Origin of the sequence: Ramlibacter albus, from assembly GCF_014297445.1 — a bacterium.
GTDB classification, from domain to species: domain Bacteria; phylum Pseudomonadota; class Gammaproteobacteria; order Burkholderiales; family Burkholderiaceae_C; genus Ramlibacter; species Ramlibacter albus.
The window spans coordinates 16,582-40,204 of sequence record NZ_JACORU010000004.1; the positions used below are offsets into that span (position 1 = coordinate 16,582).

General features: G+C 68.3%; 19 protein-coding genes. 12 read left to right on the plus strand and 7 right to left on the minus strand.

The window, feature by feature from the left end; all coding sequences use genetic code 11:
• Positions 1-20 precede the first annotated feature (20 nt).
• From H8R02_RS11810 to H8R02_RS11830, 5 genes are all read left to right on the plus strand, one after another.
• The gene (locus tag H8R02_RS11810; protein WP_255429315.1) at positions 21-2,156 is read left to right on the plus strand and encodes a glycosyl transferase family protein; all 2,136 of its coding nucleotides are present in this window, start codon (positions 21-23) and stop codon (positions 2,154-2,156) included.
• Positions 2,153-4,486 (plus strand): NfrA family protein, encoded by a 2,334-nt coding sequence (locus H8R02_RS11815; protein WP_187081629.1) that lies wholly within the window; start codon positions 2,153-2,155, stop codon positions 4,484-4,486. The genes H8R02_RS11810 and H8R02_RS11815 overlap by 4 nt, the downstream gene beginning before the upstream one ends.
• A 2-nt stretch (positions 4,487-4,488) precedes the next feature.
• Positions 4,489-5,328 carry a DUF4434 domain-containing protein gene (locus H8R02_RS11820; RefSeq protein WP_255429316.1) on the plus strand — a complete coding sequence of 280 codons (840 nt, stop codon included), beginning with the start codon at positions 4,489-4,491 and terminating at the stop codon, positions 5,326-5,328.
• 72 nt (positions 5,329-5,400) lie between these two features.
• Entirely contained in the window at positions 5,401-7,359 is a 1,959-nt protein-coding gene (locus H8R02_RS11825) for a hypothetical protein (protein ID WP_187081631.1), read from the plus strand.
• Between the two features lie 54 nt (positions 7,360-7,413).
• Complete coding sequence (locus H8R02_RS11830) at positions 7,414-9,249, plus strand: putative bifunctional diguanylate cyclase/phosphodiesterase (RefSeq protein WP_187081632.1); 1,836 nt, start codon at positions 7,414-7,416, stop codon at positions 9,247-9,249.
• Here the strand turns inward: H8R02_RS11830 and H8R02_RS11835 are convergent.
• Positions 9,236-10,441 (minus strand): histidine kinase, encoded by a 1,206-nt coding sequence (locus tag H8R02_RS11835; RefSeq protein WP_187081633.1) that lies wholly within the window; start codon positions 10,439-10,441, stop codon positions 9,236-9,238. The two genes, H8R02_RS11830 and H8R02_RS11835, sit on opposite strands and share 14 nt — an antisense overlap.
• 10 nt (positions 10,442-10,451) lie before the next feature.
• Positions 10,452-10,850 carry a response regulator gene (locus H8R02_RS11840; protein ID WP_187081634.1) on the minus strand — a complete coding sequence of 133 codons (399 nt, stop codon included), beginning with the start codon at positions 10,848-10,850 and terminating at the stop codon, positions 10,452-10,454.
• Between the two features lie 144 nt (positions 10,851-10,994).
• Between H8R02_RS11840 and H8R02_RS11845 the strand changes: the two genes are divergently transcribed.
• Positions 10,995-13,445, plus strand: coding sequence for a sensor domain-containing protein (locus H8R02_RS11845; protein ID WP_187081635.1), 2,451 nt, complete (start codon positions 10,995-10,997; stop codon positions 13,443-13,445).
• Here H8R02_RS11845 and H8R02_RS11850 read toward each other — a convergent pair.
• Complete coding sequence (locus tag H8R02_RS11850) at positions 13,438-14,202, minus strand: hypothetical protein (protein WP_187081636.1); 765 nt, start codon at positions 14,200-14,202, stop codon at positions 13,438-13,440. The genes H8R02_RS11845 and H8R02_RS11850 overlap by 8 nt on opposite strands.
• A gap of 247 nt (positions 14,203-14,449) precedes the next feature.
• On the opposite strand from H8R02_RS11850, the gene greB reads away from it, so the two are divergent.
• The gene (gene greB / locus H8R02_RS11855) at positions 14,450-15,016 is read left to right on the plus strand and encodes a transcription elongation factor GreB (RefSeq protein ID WP_187081637.1); all 567 of its coding nucleotides are present in this window, start codon (positions 14,450-14,452) and stop codon (positions 15,014-15,016) included.
• A 3-nt stretch (positions 15,017-15,019) separates the two neighbouring features.
• Here greB and H8R02_RS11860 read toward each other — a convergent pair whose 3' ends face one another.
• The 4 genes from H8R02_RS11860 to H8R02_RS11875 form a co-directional block, all read right to left on the minus strand.
• A complete protein-coding gene (locus H8R02_RS11860; protein ID WP_187081638.1) occupies positions 15,020-17,260 on the minus strand; it encodes a RelA/SpoT family protein in 2,241 nt (746 codons plus the stop codon).
• Positions 17,261-17,328: 68 nt separating this feature from the next.
• Positions 17,329-17,532, minus strand: coding sequence for a DNA-directed RNA polymerase subunit omega (gene rpoZ, locus H8R02_RS11865; protein ID WP_093162973.1), 204 nt, complete (start codon positions 17,530-17,532; stop codon positions 17,329-17,331).
• Between the two features lie 12 nt (positions 17,533-17,544).
• A complete protein-coding gene (gmk, locus tag H8R02_RS11870) occupies positions 17,545-18,162 on the minus strand; it encodes a guanylate kinase (RefSeq protein WP_187081639.1) in 618 nt (205 codons plus the stop codon).
• Between the two features lie 9 nt (positions 18,163-18,171).
• Entirely contained in the window at positions 18,172-19,083 is a 912-nt protein-coding gene (locus H8R02_RS11875; RefSeq protein WP_187081640.1) for a YicC/YloC family endoribonuclease, read from the minus strand.
• Positions 19,084-19,155: 72 nt separating this feature from the next.
• On the opposite strand from H8R02_RS11875, the gene H8R02_RS11880 reads away from it, so the two are divergent.
• Genes H8R02_RS11880 through hemW form a run of 5 tightly spaced genes read left to right on the plus strand, consistent with a single transcriptional unit; the run spans position 19,156 to position 23,595 of the window.
• Positions 19,156-20,163 (plus strand): serine/threonine protein kinase, encoded by a 1,008-nt coding sequence (locus H8R02_RS11880; protein WP_187081641.1) that lies wholly within the window; start codon positions 19,156-19,158, stop codon positions 20,161-20,163.
• Positions 20,160-21,062, plus strand: a complete 903-nt coding sequence (locus tag H8R02_RS11885) for a PP2C family protein-serine/threonine phosphatase (protein ID WP_187081642.1) — start codon at positions 20,160-20,162, stop codon at positions 21,060-21,062. The genes H8R02_RS11880 and H8R02_RS11885 overlap by 4 nt, the downstream gene beginning before the upstream one ends.
• 8 nt (positions 21,063-21,070) lie before the next feature.
• On the plus strand, positions 21,071-21,799 hold the full coding sequence (gene rph, locus H8R02_RS11890) for a ribonuclease PH (protein ID WP_187081643.1): 729 nt from the start codon (positions 21,071-21,073) through the stop codon (positions 21,797-21,799).
• A gap of 2 nt (positions 21,800-21,801) precedes the next feature.
• Positions 21,802-22,410, plus strand: a complete 609-nt coding sequence (gene rdgB, locus H8R02_RS11895; RefSeq protein ID WP_187082045.1) for an RdgB/HAM1 family non-canonical purine NTP pyrophosphatase — start codon at positions 21,802-21,804, stop codon at positions 22,408-22,410.
• Between the two features lie 18 nt (positions 22,411-22,428).
• Positions 22,429-23,595, plus strand: a complete 1,167-nt coding sequence (hemW, locus tag H8R02_RS11900; RefSeq protein WP_187082046.1) for a radical SAM family heme chaperone HemW — start codon at positions 22,429-22,431, stop codon at positions 23,593-23,595.
• Positions 23,596-23,623: the final 28 nt, after the last annotated feature.

Consider the following 23,623-nt stretch of genomic DNA (forward strand, 5'->3'; position numbering starts at 1 on the left):
TACCGATGCCGGGAGCTGTCATGAGCTGGGACCTGCTTGTCGCCGACTACTACCAGGTGCTCGAATGGCTGGCGGTGATCGTCGCGCTCGTCATCTTCGTCTCCTCGGTGGACGACCTGTTCATCGACATCTGGTACTGGGTGCGGCGGCTCTACCGGCACATGACGCTGCAGCGCACCGGCAAGCTCTCGAAGCTCACGCCGGAGCAGCTGCGCGACCGCGAGGAGCAGCCGATGGCGATCATGGTGCCGGCCTGGCACGAGAGCGACGTCATCGCCGCCATGATCGGCAACATGGTGGAGGTGCTGGAGTACCGCAACTACAAGGTGTTCGTCGGCACCTACGTCAACGACCCCGCGACCATCGAGGAAGTGGAGAAGATGACGCGGCGCTACAAGCAGGTCCAGCGCGTGGAGGTGCCGCACCCCGGCCCCACCTCGAAGGCGGACTGCCTGAACTTCGTGGTGGAGGCGATCTTCACGCACGAGCGCGACCACAACATGGAGTTCGCGGGCGTCGTGCTGCACGACAGCGAGGACGTGCTGCACCCGCTGGAGCTGAAGTTCTTCAACTACCTGCTGCCGCGCAAGGACATGATCCAGCTGCCGGTGGCGTCGCTGGAGCGCGAGTGGTACGAGCTGATCGCCGGCACCTACATGGACGAGTTCGCCGAGTCGCACGCCAAGGACATGGTGGTGCGCGAGAGCGTCTCGGGCATGGTGCCTTCGGCCGGCGTCGGCACCTGCTTCTCGCGCAAGGCGCTGCAGGCGCTCGTGGGTCACACGCGCAACAAGCCGTTCAACACGGAGAGCCTCACCGAGGACTACGACGTGGGCATGCGCCTGGCGCAGATCAACCAGCAGTCCATCTTCGGCGTGTTCCCCGTCACCTACCGCGTGCGCCGCACGAGCTGGTGGCGCAAGGACCACAAGAAGGAGGTGCTGCTGGACATGCCGCTGTGCGTGCGCGAGTACTTCCCGGACGACTTCCATGCGGCGTACCGCCAGAAGGCGCGCTGGGTGCTGGGCATCGGGCTGCAAAGCTGGGAGCAGATCCGCTGGCGCGGCCAGTCGCTGGCCGCGCGCTACCTGCTGCTGCACGACCGCAAGGGCGTGGTCACGTCCTTCATCAGCATCGCGGCGTACCTGCTGGTCGTGCAGTTCATCGTCTTCCACGTCGGCCTGGCCACGGGCTGGTGGGACGCGTACTACCCGTCGCTGTTCCATGAGGGCTCGCCCTGGCGTGCGCTCATCTACATCAACGCGTTCTTCCTGGCCATCCGCGCGGCGCACCGCGTGTACTTCACCACCGTGCTCTACGGTTGGGAACACGGGCTGATGTCGCTGCCTCGAATGGTCGTGGGCAACTTCGTCAATGCGGTGGCGGTGGCGCGTGCCTGGCGCATGTACCTCGCGTACCTGTTCCGCGGCAAGCAACTCGCCTGGGACAAGACGATGCACGAGTTCCCCACCGGTGCGCAGCTCGCGCGCAAGCGCCAGCGCCTGGGCGAGCTGCTCCAGTCGTGGAACGCGGTGGAGCCCGGCACGCTGGAGCGCGCGATCGAGCAGCAGCAGGCCACGCAGGCGCCGCTCGGCCGTGTGCTGGTGTCCAACGGCTGGCTGGACGAGGAGACGCTGGCCGAAGCCATCGCCTACCAGGCCGACCTGCCGCGAGCCCACCTCACGGCCGACATGGTGCGCAGCAATGCGAAGAACCTGCCGCTCGAGCTGGCGGTGCGGCACCGCACGGTGAGCATCGGGCGCAACAAGGCCGGCCGCGCGGTGCTGGCTGTTTCCAGCCCGCTGTCGGAGGCGGCGGTGAAGGAAATCGAGGCTGCGATCGGCGAGCCGCCGGTCCAGCGTGTGGCACGCGACGGCGAGCTCGCCATCGCGCTGCGGCTGCTGCGCGACCTTGCCAGCGGCGCACCCGGCGCGAGCGCGCCGGTCCCCATCGGCCCGCTACTCGGTGATATGCTCATCGAGCGCGGTCTGCTCAAGAAGGACCAGTTCGAAGACGCCATGCGCGACTATCGGCCTGAGCAGCACGGACGCATCGGTGAGTACCTTGTGGAGCGCAGGGTCATCGAGCGGGACGTGCTGGAGAAGGTGGTCCAGGAGCAGCGCCGTGTATTTGCGGAGGCGGGGCAAGCCACATGACAACGAGCCGCAAAGAGAAGAACAACGTATTTTTGTCATCCACCGCGCTGTGTGCCTTGCTGGCACTGGCGCTCGCCGGGGGCGAAGCAAACGCCCAGGCGAAACCGAAGCCCAAGCCCGCGCCGAAGGCGCGGGCTGCCGCCGTGCCTGCCAACCCGGGCTTCAAGGCGGCCGATGCGGGCTACAAGGCCTACGAGCGCAAGGAATACGCCGAGGCGGTGCAGCACGCCGAGGAAGCGGTGCGGCTTGCGCCGTCGCAGCGGCCTTACTGGGTGCTGCTCGTCAATTCGCTCGTCGCGTCGGGCCGGCTCACCGATGCCGAGCAGGCGCTGCAGCGCGGCGTGCAGGCGGCCGGCGAGGACGCGGTCTTTGCCGAGGCGCGCGCGACGCTGCGGCGCTCGCAGGCGCAGGCGGCCGGCAGCGAGATGTACCGCGCGCTGCAGAACAACGACATCCCCAAGGCAATCGCGCAGGCGCGTGCGGCGACCGAGTACGCGCCGGAGCACCCGGCCTACCGGCTCGCGCTCGTGCACGCGCTGCTGCGCGGCCAGCAATACCCCGAGGCGGAGCGCGTGGCGAGCGAAACCATCGCGCTGCTGCCCGACAGTGCGGTGCCGCTCGCGCTGCGCGCGTATGCGCGGCAGCGCCAGAACCGCTGGCCGGATGCCCGCGCCGACTACGACCGCGCGCTTGCGCAGCGCGGGCTCACGCCCGCGGCGCAGCGCGAGCTGCGGCTGATCGCGGCCGACGCATCGATCTTCGCGGGTGAGCCCGCGCGCGCGCTCGAGCTGCTGCAGCCGCTGCCCGCGAACGACGCCGCCGCCGCGCAGCGCGTGGCGCTTGCGCGCTCGCTCGCGCGCTCGCCGGCGAGTGGGCAGGCCATCGCGTTTGCGCCGCCGACGATCGACTGCACGAGCGCGGACGCCGCGCAGACCTGCGCCGTGGTCGCCGCTGCCGTCCCGGCGACGCCCGGGTACCAAGCCGCTGCGGCGGGTTATCGCGCGATGGAAGCGCACGACTACGCGACGGCGCTCGCGCAGGCGCGCGCGGCCGCCACCGCCGCACCGGGCAACCGCGACTACCAGCTGCTGCTGATGAACGCGGCCATCGCCAACCAGCGCTATGAAGAGGCCGACGTGGCCGCGAGCACCGCGCTCGCCATGAACGCGAACGATGCGCCCTTGCTGGCGCAACGTGCGTCCATACGCCGCAGCGCCGGCAACCTCGCCGGCGCGCAGCAGGATGCACAACAGGCTCTCGCGATCGGCGGCTTGCCGGCGGGCGCCGAAGCCGGCCTGCTGGCCGACCTCGGCCGCACGGCGGAAGCGCGCGCGAAGCTCGCGGCCGCGCAAGGCTCGATGACACCGGTGGACCTGGGCTACCTCGCCAGCCGCGTCGGCGACGACAAGCTCGCCAGCGCGGCTTTCGCGCAGGCGGACCAGGCGAAGGCGCTTCCGGTCACCGCATTGCAGGACGCCGGCTATGCCGCCGTGCGCGCCCGCCAGGATGCGCAGGCCGTGGAGTACTTCAAGCGCGCGATCGATGCGAACGAAGCGATGCAGCTGAAGATGGACCCGCAGATGCAGTTCGCCACGCGCCGCACCATCTCCGAGCTGGAGCGCAAATGGGGCGTGCTCGCCTCCGTCACGTACAGCCGCAGCGGCACGGCGGGCCCGGGCTTCGGCGTCACCAGCCCCGGCAGCATCCGCACGACACAGGCCGGCGCGGAAGCGTACTGGCGGCCGTGGGGCTTCATGAACGGCCGCTTCGTCGAGCTTTTCATTCGCGGGTTCGAGACGCTCGACAGCCAGCGCGGCGGCGTCACCGGCGGCGATTCGTTCGAAGGCGCAGCGGGTATCCGCTGGAAGCCGCTTTCCACGCAGAACGTCGTGCTCTCGTTCAGCCGGTTGTTCGGCAACGCGACGAGCGACTGGCTGGCCCAGGCCGCGTTCTCGCACGACGTCGGCGGCGACTTGCGCGTGGACGTGCCGAGCTGGTGGACCACTCGAATCGCCGCGGAAGTCGGCCGCTACATCTCGCCGACCCACACGTATGCGCTCGGCAGCGTGCTGGTGGGCCGCAGCTACCGCATGGGCGACGGCCGCTGGGTCGTGCTGCCGCACGGCGTGCTCGCGGCCGAGTACGACTCCACGCTCAACGAGAAGAGCGCCTTCGGCGCCGGCATCGGCGTGAGCCTGCGCCGCTGGTTCCGCGAGGACAAGTACCACGCCCCGCAGTCGTACGTGGATCTAACGATGCAGTACCGCGCCCATATCGGCGGCGACGACCGCATCAAGGGTCCGTACGTGAACGCGCTCATCTCCTATTGATGATGAAGCGACTCGCCGCATGGCTCGCGTGCGCGGCCCTGGTGGCGGGCTGCGCCACCACCACGGTCCCGCCGATCGAGGGCGTGATCTGGCAGCCGCACAACGACATGCTCACGCCGAGCGGCAACTGGGAGCAGCTCGGCGTCAAGCGCCTGCTCGTGCAGTGGACCGCGGTGGACGGCACGTCGTTCGTCGAGAACGGCGGCCTGCCCGCCGCGCCGAAGCTGCCCGACTGGCCGCGCATCGGGCGCGAGCCGTGGGCGCGCGAAGTCATCCTCGGCCTGGCCGGGCGCTTCAACGAGAAGAATGCGCGCGGTGCGATCGCGGAGCTCGCCGAGCAGTCGCAGCGCGTCGCGCAGTCGAAGCCGCCGGTGAACGTCGTCGGGTGGTACTTCCCGGTGGAGATCGACCCCACGTGGTCCGAAGCGAAGAACCTCGCGCCCTTGCTCAAGGCACTGCCGCGGCCGCTGTGGATCAGCGTCTACGACAGCGCGAACATCGGCCCTTACGAATTGGCGGAGAGCCTCGCGTCGTGGCTGCCGCCCGACGTGGGCGTGTTCTTCCAGGACGGCGTGGGCGTGCATGCGCGTGAAGCTTATGTCGCCAAACATTACGCGAACGTGCTGTCCGCCAAGCTCGGCCGCAACCGCGTGAAGCTCATCGCCGAGGCTTTCCGGCCGAAGCCCGGTGGCGGCTTCAGGCCCGCGACGCTCGAAGAGCTCAAACCGCAGCTCGCCCAATACGAGGGCTATGCGATCTACCTGTTCGAAGGCCCGCATTACGTGACGCCGGAGCTGACGAAACAGCTCGCGTCCCAGCAGCAACTACCCCGTTCGCAGTAGTCGGCGTCCTACAGCACGAGGACGGGAACTCCGACAGGCGCGCAATGGCCGCGCTTTACAGTGGGATTCGCGATGAAAAGATTGCTTACTCCACGTAAAGCGCTTGCCGTGCTCGTGATGGGGCTCGGCACCAGCAGTTACGGCCTCTCCACCGGCCCGCTGCAGGGCGCCACCGTGGTGGGCCGGCCGCTCGACGTGAGCGCGCAGGTGCGGTTCGACTCGCGCGAGGCCGACGAGAAGTGCCTCAAGGCGCAGGTGTTCTACGGCGACACCGCGGTGCCTGCGGACCGCGTGAGCGTGAGCGTCCATCACAACGAAGCATCGCCTGCGGCACTGGTGCGCATCGTGTCGCGGCTGCCCGTGGACGAGCCGGTGGTCACCGTGGTGATGCGTGCCGGTTGCGCCGACACGATGATGCGGCGCTACGTGCTGCTTGCGGACGCGCCCGTGCCCGGCGAAGTGCCGCAGGTCGTTGCGTCGATGCCTGCAACGACGGCGGCTGCCGGCGCCGGCCCTGCCGTCATCGCACGCACCGCAGAGGCCGTGCAGGCCCCGCGCGCCGTGCGCAGTGCCGAGCGTGCGCCGCAGGCGACGAAGATTGCCAAGGCCACGCCTCACGACGTTGGCTCGCTTCCGAAGGCCGCACCGCGCGAGGCCGGCTCACGCCTGCGCCTCGATGGCGGCATCTCGCCCGCGGCCGAACGCGCCGCGCTGCTGCGCGTGACGCACCACATGAACACGCAGCCGGCGACCGACGCAACGCATCGCGCCGCCGCCGCGCTGCTCTGGCAGGCCCTGAACGCGAAGCCGCAGGACCTGCTGCGCATGGGCGACCGCATGCAGGTGCTCGAACGCGAGATCGCTTCGTTGCGCGAGCTGTCGCAGAAGCACCGCGGTGAACTCGATCGCCTGAATGAGAACGTGGCGACCGAAGCCGGCCTGCCCGGTGGCTGGCCCGTGTGGCTGGGCGTCATGCTCGCGCTCGCGGGCGCGACCGCTGCATGGCTCGCCGCGCGAACCGCGCAGGCGCGCCGCAATGACGAGATCATCACGCACTGGGACGAACTGGAGGCAGTCGGCGGGGGCTCGCGGGCCGATCCCCCGGTGGTGCAGGACGTCGTCAAGCCCGACCCGCTCGCGGCCGTTCGCGACGACGCCCCGGAGCCCGTGCTCCCGCCGCGCGCCGAAGCGCAGCTCTACCCGAAGGTCGTGCCGTCGAACCCGGAGCCGGAGCTGGAGCCGGCGAAGCCTGCGTCGCGCAAGGAAGCCGCGCCCGTCTGCGCGCGCACGATCGCCCTGTCCGACACGCTGCAGGAATGCGAATTCCTCGTCTCGCTCGGCAGCGTCGAAAAAGCCATCGACGTGCTGCGCGACCACGTGGAGCGCACGCGCAACGCTTCGGCGCTCGCGCTGGTGGAACTGCGCGAGCTGTGCCGCCAGGCCGGCGACGAGGACGGCATGGCGGAGGTCGAGGACGACTTCCGCGTGCGCTTCGGCGAGGAGCCGCCGCGTTTCGACGCGACCTCCGGCCTCGAGGCTTGCGAAAGCGCGATCGCGCGCGTGATGGCCGCCTGGCCCGAGCCTCGCGTCCTGGGCGTGATCGACGAGCTGCTCTTCAGCCAGCCCGCCGCGCTCGGTGGGTTCCCAAGCCTGCATGCGTGGCGCGACCTGCTGTGGCTCTTCGGGCTGGCCAACGACACGCTGCGCGGTGCCAGCGCGGCGCCCACGGCGGCGGTGGATTCGCCCGAGATGACGCTCGAATGCCTGAACGCCTGGGACCTGAACCCGGCGCCCGGTTCGTTCGCGATGGACCTGTCGCTGGCCGACGTCGAGCCTTCGCGGCACCGCATCGTCGACCAGCAGCACAAGCCGTCGCCCTTCCTGATGCCCGAGCTCAAGCTCGAGCTGGTGGAGCAGGCGCAGGAGCCGAAGCAGGAACCGAAGCAGGAGCCGAAGGAAGAGCCGCACCTGTACGAAGACTTCTTCGAGGCCGTCGGCGCCGCCGAAGGGCGCGCGCTGCACATCCGCTAGGCACGGCGCACGATGCAGGCAGCGGCGGTGCAAGGCTTTCCCCCAGCAGACCCCGTGGCGCTGCTCTTCGGGCCGGCGCCGGGCTCGCGCGAGGGGCGCTTGCTGCCCGCCGAACCCGCGGCCCTGTTCCGCGGCGCGCTGCCGCCGGCCGACGAGCGCGCGAGGCTTGCCGAGCTGCGCGAGTTCGGCATCCTCGACACGGAGCCCGACGAAGACTACGACCGCCTCGTGCAGCTGGCGGCGGTCGTGTGCGGGGTGCCCATCGGCACGCTCACTTTCATCGACGGCGCGCGCCAGTGGTACAAGTCGCGCATCGGCGTGCCGGTGGCCGAGGCGCCGCGCGATGCCACGCTGTGCGCGCACGCGATCCTCGACTCCGACCGGCTGCTGGAGATCCCCGACCTCGCGCGCCTGCCGTGGTGCGAGCGCAGGCCCTGGGGCGCATCGAGCCCCGAGATCCGCTTCTACGCCGCCGCGCCGCTGAAGACGCGCGACGGCAGCGCCATCGGCACGCTGTGCGTCATGGACACCGTGCCGCGGCGCCTCACCGACGCGCAACGCGACAGCCTCGGCAAGCTCGCCAAGGCTGTTGCGAGCCAGCTCAACCTGCGCCGGCAACTGCGCATCGCGACATCGACCGACCGGCTCACGGGCCTGCCCAACTGGTTCCACTTCGAAGCGCAGTTCGACGCGACCAAGCCCGCCAAGGGCATCGTATGCTTCGTGCGCCTGAAGACGATCAACCAGATCAACTCGGCGCACGGCTTCCGCGTCGCGGACGCGCTGATCAAGCAGACGGCCGACCGGTTGCGCGGCCTCGGCGACGAGGGCGTGTTCATCGGCCGCATCAAGCGCGGCCTCTTCATCATGTTCTTCCCGGACGTGGACGGCGACACGTTCGGCAGCCGCACCGCGCCGGAGCTCGCCGCGCAACTGCAGGTGCCGTATGCGATCAACAACCTGTCGCTGGTGTGCCCCGTCAACCTGGGCTTCGCCGCTTTCCCGCGCGACGGCGAGACGCTGGACGCGGTGGTGAACGCCGCCGACGCCGCGCTGCAGGTCGCGATCGAGCGCGAGCAGCCGATGGCCTTCTTCGACAAGAGCGTCGACAACGTGCAGAGCCAGCACTACCGGCTGGAGCCGCAGCTGCGGCGCGCGCTGCGCCAGGAGGAGTTCGTCAACTATTACCAGCCCAAGATCGAGCTCGTGTCGGGCCGCATCGCGGGCGTGGAGGCGCTCATCCGCTGGATCCATCCGGAGCGCGGCCTCGTGCCGCCCGGTGAGTTCGTGCCGGCGCTGGAGGCCACGGGGCTCATCGGGGACGTGGGCAGCCGCATCATCCAGCGCGCGGTGGAAGACTGGCTGCAATGGCGCGCGGCCGGGCTGCAGGCGCCGCGCATCGCGGTCAACGTGGCCGCGGCGCAGCTGCGCGACGACAGCTTCATCGACGCGTTGCAGTCGGCGCTCGCACGCGCCGGCGGCGCGAAGGACGCGCTGTCGATCGAGGTGACCGAAAGCATCCTGATCGGCAACATGGAGCGGGCCATCGAGGTGCTCAAGCGCGTGCGCGCCCTCGGCATCCCGGTCGCCATCGACGACTTCGGCACCGGCTACTCATCGCTCGCGTACATCGTCACGCTGCCCATCGACGAGCTGAAGATCGACCGCGCCTTCGTCAAGAAGATCACGGCCGACACGGCGTACGAGGGCATCGTGCGCACCTGCGTCTCGCTCGCGCACGGCCTGAACCTGAAGGTGGTGGCCGAAGGCGTGGAGACCGAGGACCAGGCGCGCATGCTGCGCAAGCTGCGCTGCGACCAGGCCCAGGGGTTCCTCTACAGCCCGCCGGTCCCGAAGGACCAGCTGCAGCAGATGCTCAAGCGTGTTTGACGAGTTCGAATAGGACCGCAGGCGCCAGCTCCTTCGACACGTCCTCGCGGCCGACCTTGGCGGTCTCGAAGCCCTCGAACCCGTTGACGTGGAACGAGGGCGACTCCTGCGTGATCTCCACCACCGGGCACTTCCAGTCGTGGCCCAGCGCGTCGGCGCGGAACTCGTGCAGTTGCGTGCCCACGGAGTCGAAGCCCACCACCAGCGCCTGCGGCTTGCCGGAGAGGATGCAGCCGCGCGCCTCGTTGAAGTCGGCCGCACCTTGCGCTTCCACGCTCACCGAACGCAGCGCTTCCAGCGCCGCGCGGCGCAGTACCGGGTCACGCACAACGACGAGCACCCAGCCGTCTTCCAGCTGCGCCATCGAGCTCTCGGCGTCGAGCAGCTCCATGGTGGCGATGCCCTCCGCATTCAGGAAGGTCTTGGGGAATTCGATGGCGACGAGAGCCACGCCGGGTTCGCTCAGCCGCGTCACCTTGATGTGCGCCGATGCGGCCATCTGCCGCAGCAGCATCCAGTGCAGCCCGTCGTTCAGGCGGCGGCCGCGCGGGCGTGCCTGCCAGCTGGTGCTGCCTGGCTGGCCGTGCGCACCGGGCGGCGTGGCAACGCGCACCACGAGGCGAGCGGGCCCGGGCATCTCCGGCGCCTCGAGCGTGAGGTGCACTTCACGGCTGAACGACAGGCCCCAGTCGATGATCGTGTTGACCAGGCTCACGGCCGCGGGCGGATCGAGCAGCACGTCGGTGGGCGCGAGCACGGCATGCACTTCGGCGCCATGCTCGGCGAATTCGTTCGCGCGCTCGTCGATCAGCTGGCGGATCACGTCGGCCAGGTCGACGCGGTCCTTCGCCTGCCGGATGCGGCCGCTGGCCAGGCGCGTGATCTGCTGCGCGCGCAGGCTGGTATCGCGCAGCTGGTACAGCGCGTCGGACAGTGCTTTCGCTTCGGTGCGCCGCAGCCGCCCGGCCCCCACCAGGAATTCCAGCGCGCGCAGCACGAGGTTGCTGCTTTCCACCGCCTGCTCCGACAGCGTGGCCACGAGCGCGGGCCAATGCTGCGTCATCGACCAGGGAGCGTTCGGGTCGCTGGACGCGGAGATGTTGCCGATGCCGTCGGACCAGCGCCGGCCGACGGTGGGCGCCGTGGCCGCGGGTTTCGCTGCCTGGCGGGGCTCGAGTGTCAGGTGGTCCATGGTGCGTCCTTCAATGCTGTTCTGTGGGGGTGGTGACGGTCATCTGGAAGCACTGGTGCGCGCAGTAGTCCACCAGCGCGTCGATCTCGGTGGACTTGTCGAAGACGGCGTCCACGCCCAGCTGGGCGCAGCGCTTGCGCACGGTGGCATTCACGTAATTGCTGAACACGATGATCTTCTGGTTGGGCCGCTGCCGCTGCAGCCGCTGCACGAGGTGCATGCCGCTGCCCTGCTTGAGGAACAGGTCGACGATGGCGATGTCCCAGCCGTTGGCCTGCAGCCAGGCGAACCCTTCGTCTTCCGTCGCGCTGGTGCCGCACACCTTCATGCAGGTCAGCTCCTCGAGGGCGCCGATGAGGTTCTCCCGGATGTTCGGGTTGTCCTCCACCACGTAGGCTTTCAGTTGCACTTCGCGCCCAGTCGTAAACGTCTATGTCAATGTGTGAATCACTCTACCGGTGCGGCCGCGCGGCGCTTTCAGCCAAGGTCCGCAATACGGTGTAGGACGCTGCCTACCGCTTGGCTCAACAGAGCTCCGTAAGATCGGTGCACGATGGATGGCGCTTCGCTCGAACACGCACAAGCCCTGCTGAAACTGGTCGAGCGCACCGCGTTCGTCGGCACGTGGACCCTCGACCTGCACAGCGGCATGCTGCAGTGGTCCGAGCAGCTCGCGCAGCTGCACGGCGCACCGCCGGAATACACGCCCTCGCGCGATCACGCGTTCGACCACTTCGCGCCGGAGTGGCGCGCCGAGATCGAGCAGCGCGTGCGCGCATGCGCGGAAGAGGGCACGCCCTTCGACGTGGAGGCGCAGGTGGTCACGCTGCAGGGCCGCAGGCTGTGGGTGCGTGCGATCGGCGTTGCGGTGCGCGACGAAAACGGGAAGGTCGTGCGCATCGAAGGGGCGGTGCAGGACATCGCGCCGCACGGCTACCCGCAGGGCTCGCTGCTGCGGCACACCGTGAGCATGGGCGGCGCACTGGGCAGCGGCGAGGCCTTCGCCACGGTGGACCCGGAAGGGCGCATCACCTTCGCCAACGAGCAGGCGGAAAAGCTGCTGGCGCCGGGCGGCGGCGAGCTGGCGGGCAAGTCGATCTTCGCGGCCTTCAAGAAGACCGCGCGGCTGCGCATCGAGGAGCGCTTTCGCGAATCGTTCGCGCGGCAGCAGCGCTTCGAGCTGGAGGAGCTGGACGCGCGCGTGAGCCACTGGCTCGAGGTGCGCGGCTATCCCTTCGGTGCGGGCCTCGCCGTGCACCTGCGCGACGTGACCGAGCGGCACCGCGCGGACGAACAGCTGCGGCTGCTCGAAGGCAGCATCGCGCGCCTGAACGACATCGTGATCATCACCGAGGCCGGCCCGTTCGGGAACCCCGGCCCGCGCATCGTGTTCGTCAACGAAGCGTTCGAGCGCCGCACCGGCTACACGCGCGACGAGGTGCTGGGGCGCACGCCGCGCATCCTGCAGGGGCCCAACACGCAGCGCGACCGGCTGGACCACATCCGCGCCTCGCTGGAGCAGTGGTCGCCGGTTCGCGTGGACCTGATCAACTACACCAAGTCGGGCGAGCCGTACTGGGTGGACCTGGACGTCTCGCCCGTGTGGGACAAATCGCGCCGCCTCACGCACTGGGTCGCGGTGGGCCGCGACATCACCGAGCGCAAGATGGCCGAGGAGAAGATCCAGTACCTCGCCTTCTACGACCCACTCACGCAGTTGCCCAACCGCCAGCTGCTGCTGGACCGGCTGAACCAGGCGCTCGCGCAGCAGGAGGGCGGGCGTGCGGGTGCGCTGATGTTCATCGACCTGGACAACTTCAAGGTGCTGAACGACACGCTCGGCCACCAGAAGGGCGACCTGCTGCTGCAGCAGGTGGCCAAGCGCTTGCGTTCTTGCGTCGCGAAAGGCGATACGGTGGCGCGGCTCGGCGGCGACGAATTCGTGATCCTGCTCGAGAACAGCGGCGAGAAACCGATCGATCCCGCCAAGGCAGCACGCATCGTGGCGCAGCGCGTGCTCACGACCCTCGGCGAACCTTATGTGCTGCCCGGCTACCTGCACCACAGCTCGTGCAGTATCGGCGTGACGGTGTTCGGCCGCACGCCGTGGACCGTGGGCGAGGTGCTCAAGCAGGCGGACCTCGCCATGTACCAGGCCAAGGCCGCGGGCCGCAACACGGTGCGCTTCTTCGACCCCGAGATGCAGGCCATCGCCACCGCGAACGCGGCGCTCGCGTCGGACCTGCGCCAGGCGTGGCTCGACAACCAGCTGCAGATCGAATACCAGCCGCAGGTGGGCGCCGACGGCCACATGACCGGCGTGGAAGCGCTGCTGCGTTGGGAACACCCCGAGCGCGGCACCGTGTCGCCGGCGCAGTTCATCCCGACGGCGGAAGAGACATCGCTCATCATCCCGATCGGCCACTGGGTGCTGGAGAGCGCGTGCGCGCAGCTGGCCGCGTGGGCGCACCGCCCCGAGCGGGCGCATCTTGGCATCTCGGTGAACGTGAGCGTGCGGCAGTTCCGCCACCCGGACTTCGTCGACGAAGTCACGTCGGCCATCGTCAAGTCGGGCATCGAGCCGCGCAAGCTGCGCCTGGAGCTCACCGAAAGCCTGCTGGCCGACGGCATCGAGGTGACGATCGCCAAGATGGGCAGCTTGAAGGCGATGGGCGTGACGCTCTCGCTGGACGACTTCGGGATCGGTTATTCGTCGCTGTCGTACCTCAAGCGCCTGCCGCTGGACCAGCTGAAGATCGACCGTTCCTTCGTGCGCGACATCCTCACCGACCCGAACGACGCGGCGATCGCGCGCACGATCATCGGGCTGGCGCACAGCCTCGGCCTGGGCGTGATGGCTGAAGGCGTGGAGACGGAGGCGCAGCGCGACTTCCTGGCGCGCCAGGGCTGCGAGGAGTACCAGGGGTTCCTGTTCTCGCGGCCGTTGCCGATCCGCGAGCTGGAGGCCCTCATCGACCGCCTTGCGGCGGAAGAGGTCACATAGGGGCCATTCGCAGCGGCGAGCTGGGGACAGCGCGCGGCAGCCGGATCGTCACCTGGGTGGCGGTGCGGAACAGCTCGACCTCCTCCGCCGCGGCGAGCGCCTGCATCTCGTTCCAATCGATGCGGGGTGCTGAAGGGTCGAGCGGCGGCTTCTGCTCGTCGTCGGAGGACGGCACGAAGCTCAGCGTCAGCACCGCTTGCTGCGCGGACGTCTGCGAGCGGATCTGCAGCTCGCCGCCCGAAGGCACCGCATCGGCGAGCGCAATGAGCGAGCCGGCCAGCAGCGTGCGCACGGCACCGCGGCACACCTCGAACTCCGTGGGCGGCACTTCGTTGACGAGCAGGAAGCCGCGGAAATTCAGGCCGCCGGCCATCAGCTGCACGCATTCCTGCACACCCGTATGCAGTGTGACGGTGTCGTCCTCGCCGGGGTCGATCCAGGACGACACGCGCAGGCACGTGGCCACCGCGTCGCGCGCGAGGCGGTTGAGCTTGGCGATGTTGGCCTGCAGGTTGGCGTTGTTGCCCGCACCCTTTTCAAGCCGCGCGTTGAGCATCTCGGCCATCATGGAGACGGCCTGCAGGTTCACCACCATGTCGTGCTTGAGCGCGGGCGCGAGGCGGCGCAGCACGACGTGGCGCGCGGCTTCGATGCACGCGCGGGAGCGGCGCGGCTGCGGCGCGGCGCCGGCCTCCGGGCTCGCGGCCGTGGCGGCTGTGCCGTGGGTGTCGCTGGTGGCGTACAAGGGATCGGGCAATTCGGCTGAGTAATTCAGCGAAGTGTGTTCGTCGGCCTCAGGCCAGCTTGTCAGGCCCGCCCGGAGCGGCCTGTAGGACTTGGACGGCGTATCGCCGCGGCTTCGTTGTACTGCGGACATCACTGCTCCCTCGGACAAGTGCATCTTGGTTGGCGTGCAACCGCGGCGGCATCAGGCTGGCGCCCGGCGCGGTGTAGGACGCGAATGATTGAACGTAAATCGGCTGCGCATCGCCTATCCTTGAGGCATGAGCAAGGCCTTCACGCGCGAGCAGGACGCGAGCCTCGACGAAGAGGACGACGGCGCATTGCCGCCGTTGCCTGCAGGCGGCAAGAACTACATCACCCCGCAGGGCTACGCGCGCCTGCGCGCCGAACTGCTGCACCTGATCGACGACGAGCGCCCGAAGGTCGTGGAGGTCGTGCACTGGGCCGCGAGCAACGGCGACCGCAGCGAGAACGGTGACTACCTCTACGGCAAGAAGCGCCTGCGCGAGATCGACCGGCGCATCCGCTTCCTCACCAAGCGGCTGGAGATCGCGGAAGTGGCCGACCCGTCGGTGCACCACGGCAACGACCAGGTGTTCTTCGGGGCAACCGTGACCTACGAAGACCAGACCACCGGCGAGGAGCGCACCGTCACCATCGTGGGTATCGATGAGGCGGACAGCCTGGCGGGGCAGGTGAGCTGGATCTCGCCGATCGCGCGGGCGCTGTTGAAGTGCCGCGAAGGCGACGTGGTGAAGCTCGTCACGCCGTCCGGCGCGCACGAGGTCGAAATCCTGAAGGTGAGCTACCCGGCGCCAGCGGCCTGACGGTCAGTGCCCGGGCCTCGTGCGCGAGGCGCGCATCACCGACGGCACCCGCTTGAGGTTGCGCAGCACCGAGTCGAGGTGCTGGCGGTCGCGCACCGAGATCACGAACCGAAGGTCGGTGGCGTCCTGCGTGCGCTGGTCGTCCATGTCGACGTGCGTGATGTCCGCTTCCGCGCTTGCGAGAGCCGCCGCGACACGCGCGAGCACGCCCTTGCCGTTGGTGACGGTGACCTGGATTGCGGTTTCGAAGGGCCGCACGGGGTCGTCCGCCCACTCGACGCCGATGAAGCGCTCGGCGTCCTTGTGCTGCAGCCGCTTGGCCACGCTGCAGTCCTCGCAGTGGACGACGAGGCCTTCGCCGCGACCGAGGTAGCCGAGGATGCTGTCACCCGGCACCGGGCGGCAGCACGAGGCGAATTGCACCGAAGCGTTCTCGCTGCCGTCCAGCACCACCGCGCCTTGCGACACGTTCTCGTGCGCCGTGAAGCGCTCGCGGCTGATCAGCAGTGCGTCCGGCCGGTGCCCACGCTCGGCCAGCAGGTTCATCAAGCGCTTGGCGACGATGCTCGCGATGCGCTTGCCAAGGCCGAGGTCGGTGAGCAGCTCCGCGCGCGTGCGGTTGCCGGTGAAGCGCAGCAGCTTTTCCCAGGTGCCGTGGTTCTCCTCGTCGTCGGGGGGCAGCTTCTCCACACCCTCCGCGCGCAGCGCCTGCGTGAGCAGCTTCTCGCCGAGTTGTTGCGACTCGGCCTGCGCCAATGACTTGAGGTGGTGGCGAATCTTGGACCGCGCACGGCCCGTGCGCACGAAGCCCAGCCATGCGGGATTCGGCGTGGAGACCGGCGCGGTCACCACTTCGACGACGTCGCCGTTCTTCAGCTCCGTGCGCAGCGGCACCTGCGCGCCGTTGATCTTGGCCGCCACCGTGCGGTCGCCCACGTCGCTGTGGATCGCGTACGCGAAATCGACCACCGTTGCGCCGCGCGGCAGCGCGAGGATCTGGCTCTTCGGCGTGAACACGTACACCGCGTCCGGGAAGAGGTCGATCTTGACGTGGTCCCAGAACTCGGCGGCATCGCGCGTCTCGTTCTGGATGTCCAGCAGCGATTGCAGCCACTTCGTGCCGAGGCGCTCGCCGGCTTCGCCTTCGGGCATGCTCGACTTGTAGAGCCAGTGAGCGGCCACGCCGGATTCCGCCACGAGGTGCATCGCTTCCGTGCGCAGCTGGAACTCGACGTTCACGCCCGAGGGCCCCACCAATGTCGTGTGCAGCGACTGGTAGCCGTTGACCTTGGGAATTGCGATGTGGTCCTTGAACCGCCCCGGCACCGGCTTGTACAGCTGGTGCAGCACGCCGACCGAGGTGTAGCAGTCGATCACCTCCGGCACGACGATGCGGAAGCCGTAGATGTCCGTCACCTGCGCGAACGACAGGTGCTTCTCGTGCATCTTGCGGTAGATGGAGTACAACGTCTTCTCGCGCCCCGCGATGCGCAGCTGCATGCCCGCCGTCTCGAAGGCCTGCTCGACGTCGCGCTGCACCTTCTGGATCAGGTCGCGCCGGCGGCTGCGCGCGCGCGACACGGCCTTGGACAACACGGCGTAGCGCCACGGCTTGAGGTACTTGAACGCGAGCTCCTGCAGCTCGCGGTAGGTGGCGTTCAGGCCCAGGCGGTGCGCGATGGGCGCGTAGATCTCCAGCGTCTCGGACGAGATGCGCGACCACTTCTCGCGCGGCACGTCGTCCATCGTGCGCATGTTGTGCGTGCGGTCGGCCAGCTTGATCAGGATGACGCGCACGTCACGCGCCATGGCCAGCAGCATCTTGCGGAAGCTCTCGGCCTGGCTTTCCTCGCGCGTGTTGAACTGCAGGCGGTCCAGCTTGGTGAGGCCGTCGACCAGCTCCGCGACGGAGGGGCCGAAGCGCTCGACCAGCTCATGCTTGGTGACGCCGCAGTCTTCGATGGCGTCGTGCAGCAAGGCCGCCATCAGCGCCTGTGCATCGAGCTTCCATTCGGCGCATTGCGCGGCGACGGCGATCGGGTGGGTGATGTAGGGCTCGCCGTTGGCGCGCATCTGGCCCAGGTGCACTTCGTCGGCGAAGCGGTAGGCCTTGCGGACGGCGTCGATGTCCCCCGCGTCGAGATAGTCGAGCCTGGCCGTCAGCGCCGCGAAGCTCGCCGCCGCCGCGTTCGCTGCGGCGGGGGTGGGTTTCGCCGGCGAGGCGGGGGGGAGCACGGCGCTCATGCTCCTAATGTAGCCACAAAAGAAAATGGCACCGCAACGCGGTGCCATTCCAGAGGGAAAACGCTAGCTCAGCCGGGCACTTTTTTCAGCATTTCGAGGCCGATCTTGCCTTCGGCGATCTCGCGCAGGGCGGTGACGCCCGGCTTGTTCTTGCTCTCGATCTTGGGAGCATGGCCTTGGCTCAGCATGCGGGCGCGGTAGGTCGCGGCCAGCACGAGCTGGAAGCGGTTGGGGATCTGCTGCAGGCAGTCTTCGACGGTGATGCGGGCCATGAACGACTCCAGTTAGAGGCCCAGCGCCTGGAAAGTGCTGGCGCGGGCGCGGCGTTGGGAGGAGAACTTGAGGCGCTGGGCGTGGACGATCGCCTTCAGGTCGAACAGCGCGCGCTCAAATAACTCGTTGATTATAACGAAATCGAACTCTTTCGCCTGCGCCATCTCCTCGGCGGCGTTCTGCAGGCGCAGTTCGATCACCTCGGGGCTGTCCTCGCCGCGGCGCTGCAGGCGCGAGCGCAGCTCCTCCCAGCTGGGGGGCAGGATGAAGATCAGGACGGCGTTGGCGAAGGTGCGGCGGATCTGCAGGGCGCCCTGCCAGTCGATCTCGAGGATGACGTCGTTGCCACCCGCGATGCGCTCCTCGATCGCTTTCTTGGACGTGCCATAGCGCTGGCCGTGCACGTGCGCCCATTCGACGAAGGCGTCGTGGGCGATCATCTGGTCGAATTCCTGCGGCGAGACGAAGAAGTATTCGCGGCCGTGCTTCTCCTGCCCGCGGGGTGCGCGCGTGGTGTGCGACACGGAGGGGTGCACGCCGGAGTCGAGCTCCTGCAGGGCCTTCACGAGGCTCGACTTGCCTGCGCCGCTGGGGGCGGCGACGACGAAGAGGTTGCCGGGGTAATCCATGGCCCGAGGCTACTCCAGGTTCTGCACCTGCTCGCGCATCTGCTCGATCAGCACCTTCATGTCCACCGAGATGCGCGTGAGCTCCAGCGTGGCCGACTTCGAGCCGAGCGTGTTGGCCTCGCGGTGCAGCTCCTGGATCAGGAAGTCCAGCCGCTTGCCGATCTCGCCGCCCTTCTTGATCAGCCGCTCGATCTCGTCCAGGTGGGCGGCCAGCCGCGTCAACTCCTCGGCGACGTCGATGCGAATGGCGTAGGAGGTGGCCTCCGTCAGCGCGCGGTCCTGCGCGGCCTCCGGCGTGGCGCTGCCTTCGGCCAGCCCCATCGCCTCCTTCCACCGCTCCAGGAAGCGCTGGCGCTGTTGCTCGACGAGTTGCGGCACGAGCGGCTGCGCCTGTTGCGCGAGGGCGCGTAGTTGCGAGAGATGGCCTAGCAGCATGTCCGCGAGGCGCTTGCCTTCGCGCTCGCGCGCGGCGAGCAGGTCCTTGAGCACTTGCGATGCGAGCGACTGGATCGCTTCGCCCCAGTCCACGTCAGCCGTGGTCTCGGAGCTTGCGAGGCGAAGGATCTCCGCGACCGTGAGGGCCGGCGCATCCGGCATCCAGTCCCGCACCTGGTCCTGCACGGCCCCCAGCCGCTGCAGCATGCGGGGCGAGGGCTCGCTGACGCCTCCAGTGCCCGCGCCTTCGATGCCGGCGCGCACTTCCACCTTGCCGCGCTTCAACTTCGCGCCCAGGAGCTCGCGCAGAGCAGGCTCGTGCCCCCGCAGTTCGTCCGCCAGCTTGAAGGTGAGGTCGAGGAAGCGGCTGTTGACCGAGCGGATCTCGACGCCGAGCCGCGCCACGGGCGTTTTCCCCTCGGTGGCGGCGGCCGCACCGGCGGTAGCCTGCGCCGAGGCGTAACCGGTCATGCTGTAAACTGGCATCGGGAGTTTGCGGTCGTTGCGGGATTACGAGGGTACGGGCCGTCTGCCGGCCCAAGCTATATTCCTCAAATTATGTCAAAGGTGAAACCTGCCCCTTTGCCGCCCGATACCGTGATCGGGGGCTACCGGGTGGTGCGCAAGCTCTCCGCGGGTGGTTTCGGCGTCGTCTACCTTGCCGTGGACAACGAAGGCCAGCAGGTCGCGATCAAGGAATACCTGCCGTCGTCCCTGGCCACGCGCGCGCCCGGCGAGCTGCTGCCGCAGGTGGCCGCCGAGAAACTTTCCCTCTACCGCCTGGGCCTCAAGAGCTTCTTCGAGGAGGGCCGCTCGCTCGCGCAGATCTCGCACAGCTCCGTGGTGAGCGTGCTCAACTTCTTCCGCGAGAACGAGACCGTCTACATGGTGATGAACTACCTGGAGGGCGCCACCCTGCAGGACTTCATCATCACCGCGCGCGAGCTGAAGAAGCAGAAGGTCTTCCGCGAGTCCACCATCCGCTCGCTCTTCGACGAGATCCTGCGCGGCTTGCGCATCGTGCACCAGCACAAGATGCTCCACCTGGACATCAAGCCGGCCAACATCTTCATCACCGACGACAACCGCGCCGTGATGATCGACTTCGGCGCTGCGCGCGAAGTGCTGTCGAAGGAAGGCAACTTCATCCGGCCGATGTACACGCCCGGCTTCGCGGCCCCCGAGATGTACCGGCGCGACTCGTCGATGGGCCCGTGGACCGACATCTACGCCATCGGCGCGTGCATCTACGCGTGCATGCAGGGCTACCCGCCCAACGACGCGCCGCAGCGGCTGGAAAAGGACAGGCTCGCGCTCGCGCTGTCCCGCCTTCGAGGCATCTACTCCGACAACCTCATCGAGGTGGTGGAGTGGTGCATGTCGCTCGACCCGCTTTCGCGCCCGCAGTCGGTGTTCGCGCTGCAGAAGGAGCTCAGCCGTGAGGGCGAGCGCCGCTACACGAAGCTGTCCGTCGGTGAGAAGATGCGACTTCAGTTCGACAACATGGTGTCGGATACGAAGAAAAGCATGAAGAAAACCGGCTTCGGTGCCGCGAAGGCCAAATGAAGTTCTCCGTCTTCCAGGTCAGCCGCAAGGGCGGCCGCGAAAAGAACGAAGACCGCATGGGCTACTGCTACACGCGCGAGTCCGGCATCTTCCTGCTCGCGGACGGCATGGGCGGCCACCCGGAAGGCGAGGTCGCGGCCCAGCTGGCGCTGCAGACCATCAGCGCGCTCTACCAGAAGGAGGCGCGGCCGGTCGTGAAGGACGTGACCGAGTTCCTGTCGATCTCGCTCATGGCCGCGCACCACCAGATCATCCGCTACGCGTCCGAAAAAGGCATGCTCGACACGCCGCGCACCACGCTCGTGGCGGCCATCGTGCAAGGCAACCAGGCCACGTGGGTGCACTGCGGCGATTCGCGCCTTTACGTGGTGCGCAACGGTGAGCTGCTCACTCGCACGCGCGACCACTCGTACCTGGAGCAGCAAAGCGCCGGCGTGATCCGCATGGACCGCGTCAACCGCAACATCCTGTTCACGTGCCTCGGCTCGCCCACCAAGCCCGTGTTCGACGTGACCGGCCCGGTGCCGCTGATGCAGGGCGACAAGATCCTGCTGTGCAGCGACGGGCTGTGGAGCAGCCTGACCGACGGCGACATCGTCAAGAACCTGACCGACAAGCCGGTGGCCGAGGCCGTGCCCGACCTCGTCGAGAACGCGCTGCGCAACGGCGGCGAGCATTCCGACAACGTGACGGTGATCGCGATGGAGTGGGAGACGCCCGACTCCTTCGAGTCCACCCGCGGCGTCATCACCGACAGCATCTCCGACGGCGTGTTCGCCTCCACCATCCAGGCCGGCGTGCTGGACACGCTGGTGGAAGACCTGGACGACGCCGCCATCGAGCGCTCCATCGCCGAGATCAACGAAGCGATCAAGCGCTCGGCTGCCCGAAAAAACTGAGGAACCCCATGAGCGAATTCAAGCGAAGCGGCGAACGCGCCGCGGACGCGCTGCGCCCGGTGCGCATCACCCGCAACTTCACGATTCACGCCGAGGGCTCGGTGCTCATCGAGTTCGGCAACACGCGCGTGTTGTGCACCGCGTCGGTGGAAGAGAAGGTGCCGCCGCACAAGCGCGGCAGCGGCGAAGGCTGGGTAACGGCCGAGTACGGCATGCTGCCGCGCGCAACCCACACGCGCGGCGACCGCGAAGCGGCGCGCGGCAAGCAAAGCGGCCGCACGCAGGAGATCCAGCGGCTGATCGGCCGCTCGCTGCGCGCGGTGTTCGATCTGAAGAAGCTCGGCGAGCGCACCATCACGCTCGACTGCGACGTGCTGCAGGCCGACGGCGGCACGCGCACCGCGGCGATCACGGGTGCTTTCGTCGCGGCGCATGACGCGGTGAGCAAGCTCATGATTTCCGGCAAGCTGGCGGCAACACCCGTGGTCGGGCACGTGGCCGCGGTGTCGGTGGGCATCGTCGAAGGCACGCCGCTGCTCGACCTGGAGTACATCGAGGACGTCAACTGCGACACGGACATGAACGTGGTGATGACGGGCCTGGGCCATTACGTGGAAGTGCAGGGCACGGCCGAGGGCGCGGCCTTCACGCGGCAGGAGATGGACCAGCTGCTGCGCCTTGCCGAAAAGGGCATCTCCGAACTCGTCGCCCTGCAGATGAAGGCGCTGAACGAGTGAAGATCGAGCGCATCGTCCTGGCCAGCAACAACAAGGGCAAGCTCGCCGAGCTGCAGGCCATGTTCGCGCCGCTGGGCGTCACGCTCGTGCCGCAGGGCGAGCTGGGCGTGCCGGAGGCGGAGGAGCCGCACCGCACGTTCGTCGAGAACGCGCTCGCGAAGGCGCGCAATGCCGCGCAGCACAGCGGGCTGCCTGCGATTGCCGACGATGCGGGGTTGTGCGTGGATGCCTTCAACGGCTTGCCCGGCGTCGACACGGCCTTCTACGCCACCCAGTTCGGCTACCCCAAGGGCGACGACAACAACGTGAAGGCGCTGCTGGAGCAGATGCGCGATGTGCGGGACCGCCGCGCGGCTCTCGTCAGCACGCTCGTGGCCGTACGCGTGCCGCTGGACCCGGAGCCTTTGATTGCGGTCGGCCGCGCCCCCGGGCTGATCGCCTGGGAGCCGATGGGCGAGCACGGGTTCGGCTTCGACCCCGTGATGTACATCCCGGACTTCGGCAAGACCTTCGCGCAGCTGGAGCCGGCGGTGAAGAACGCCAACAGCCACCGGGGCAAGGCTGCCCGTCAAATGGTTGAACTGATCCGCGCGAACTGGCTCGGACCCTAAGTGGACATCTCCCATTACATGCGGCCGGGCACGCTGCAGCTGGCGGCCCTGCCGCCGCTGTCGCTGTACGTGCACCTTCCGTGGTGCCTGCGCAAGTGCCCGTACTGCGACTTCAATTCGCACGAAATGAACCCGGGCGAGCTGCCCGAGCAGCGCTACCTCGACGCGCTCGTCGCCGACCTCGAAGCCTCGCTGCCGCTCGTTTGGGGCCGCCCGGTCGCGAGCATCTTCATCGGCGGCGGCACGCCCAGCCTGTTCTCGCCGCAGGGCATCGACCGGCTGCTCAGCGACATCCGCGCGCGGCTGAAGCTCACGGCGGACTGTGAGATCACGCTCGAAGCCAACCCGGGCACCTTCGAGAAGGAGCGCTTCAAGTCCTTCCGCTCGGCGGGTGTGACGCGGTTGTCGGTGGGTGTGCAGAGCTTCAACGACGCACAACTGAAGGCGCTCGGCCGCGTGCACGACCGCGCGCAGGCCGTGGCCGCGCTCGAGGAAGCCGCGGTTGCGTTCGAGACCTTCAACCTCGACCTGATGTACGCGCTGCCGGGGCAGACGCTCGCGCAGCTGGAAGAAGACGTCGCGCAGGCGCTGTCGCTCGCGCCGCCGCACCTGTCGATCTACCACCTGACGATCGAGCCCAACACCTACTTCGCGAAGTTCCCGCCGAAGGTGCCGGACGACGACTCGGCTTACGCGATGCTCGACCGCATCACCGAGATGACCGAGGGCGCGGGCCTGCAGCGCTACGAAGTCTCCGCGTATGCCAAGCCCGGCCATCGCTGCTGGCACAACCTGAACTACTGGCAGTTCGGCGATTACCTCGGCATCGGCGCGGGCGCGCACGGCAAGCTGTCGTTCCCGCATCGCGTGGTGCGGCAGGTGCGTTATCGCGACCCGAAGCTTTACATGGACAACGCGCTTGCGGGCAAAGCCGTCGCGCAAGAGGACGAAGTGAAGCGCGCGGAATTGCCGTTCGAGTTCATGCTCAATGCGCTGCGGCTGAAGGACGGATTCGCGCTGCAGGACTTCGCGGATCGCACGGGGTTGCCCTTGTCGGCGATCGCGAAGGCATTGGATGAAGCAGAGGCGCGCGGGTGGATCGAGCGTGACTTCGCGCAGGTGAAGCCGACGACGCGCGGGTTCGATTTTCTCTCGGACTTGCAGTCGCTGTTCTTGCCGGACTAGTCCGCACGTGTGCGCGAAACCCAACCCG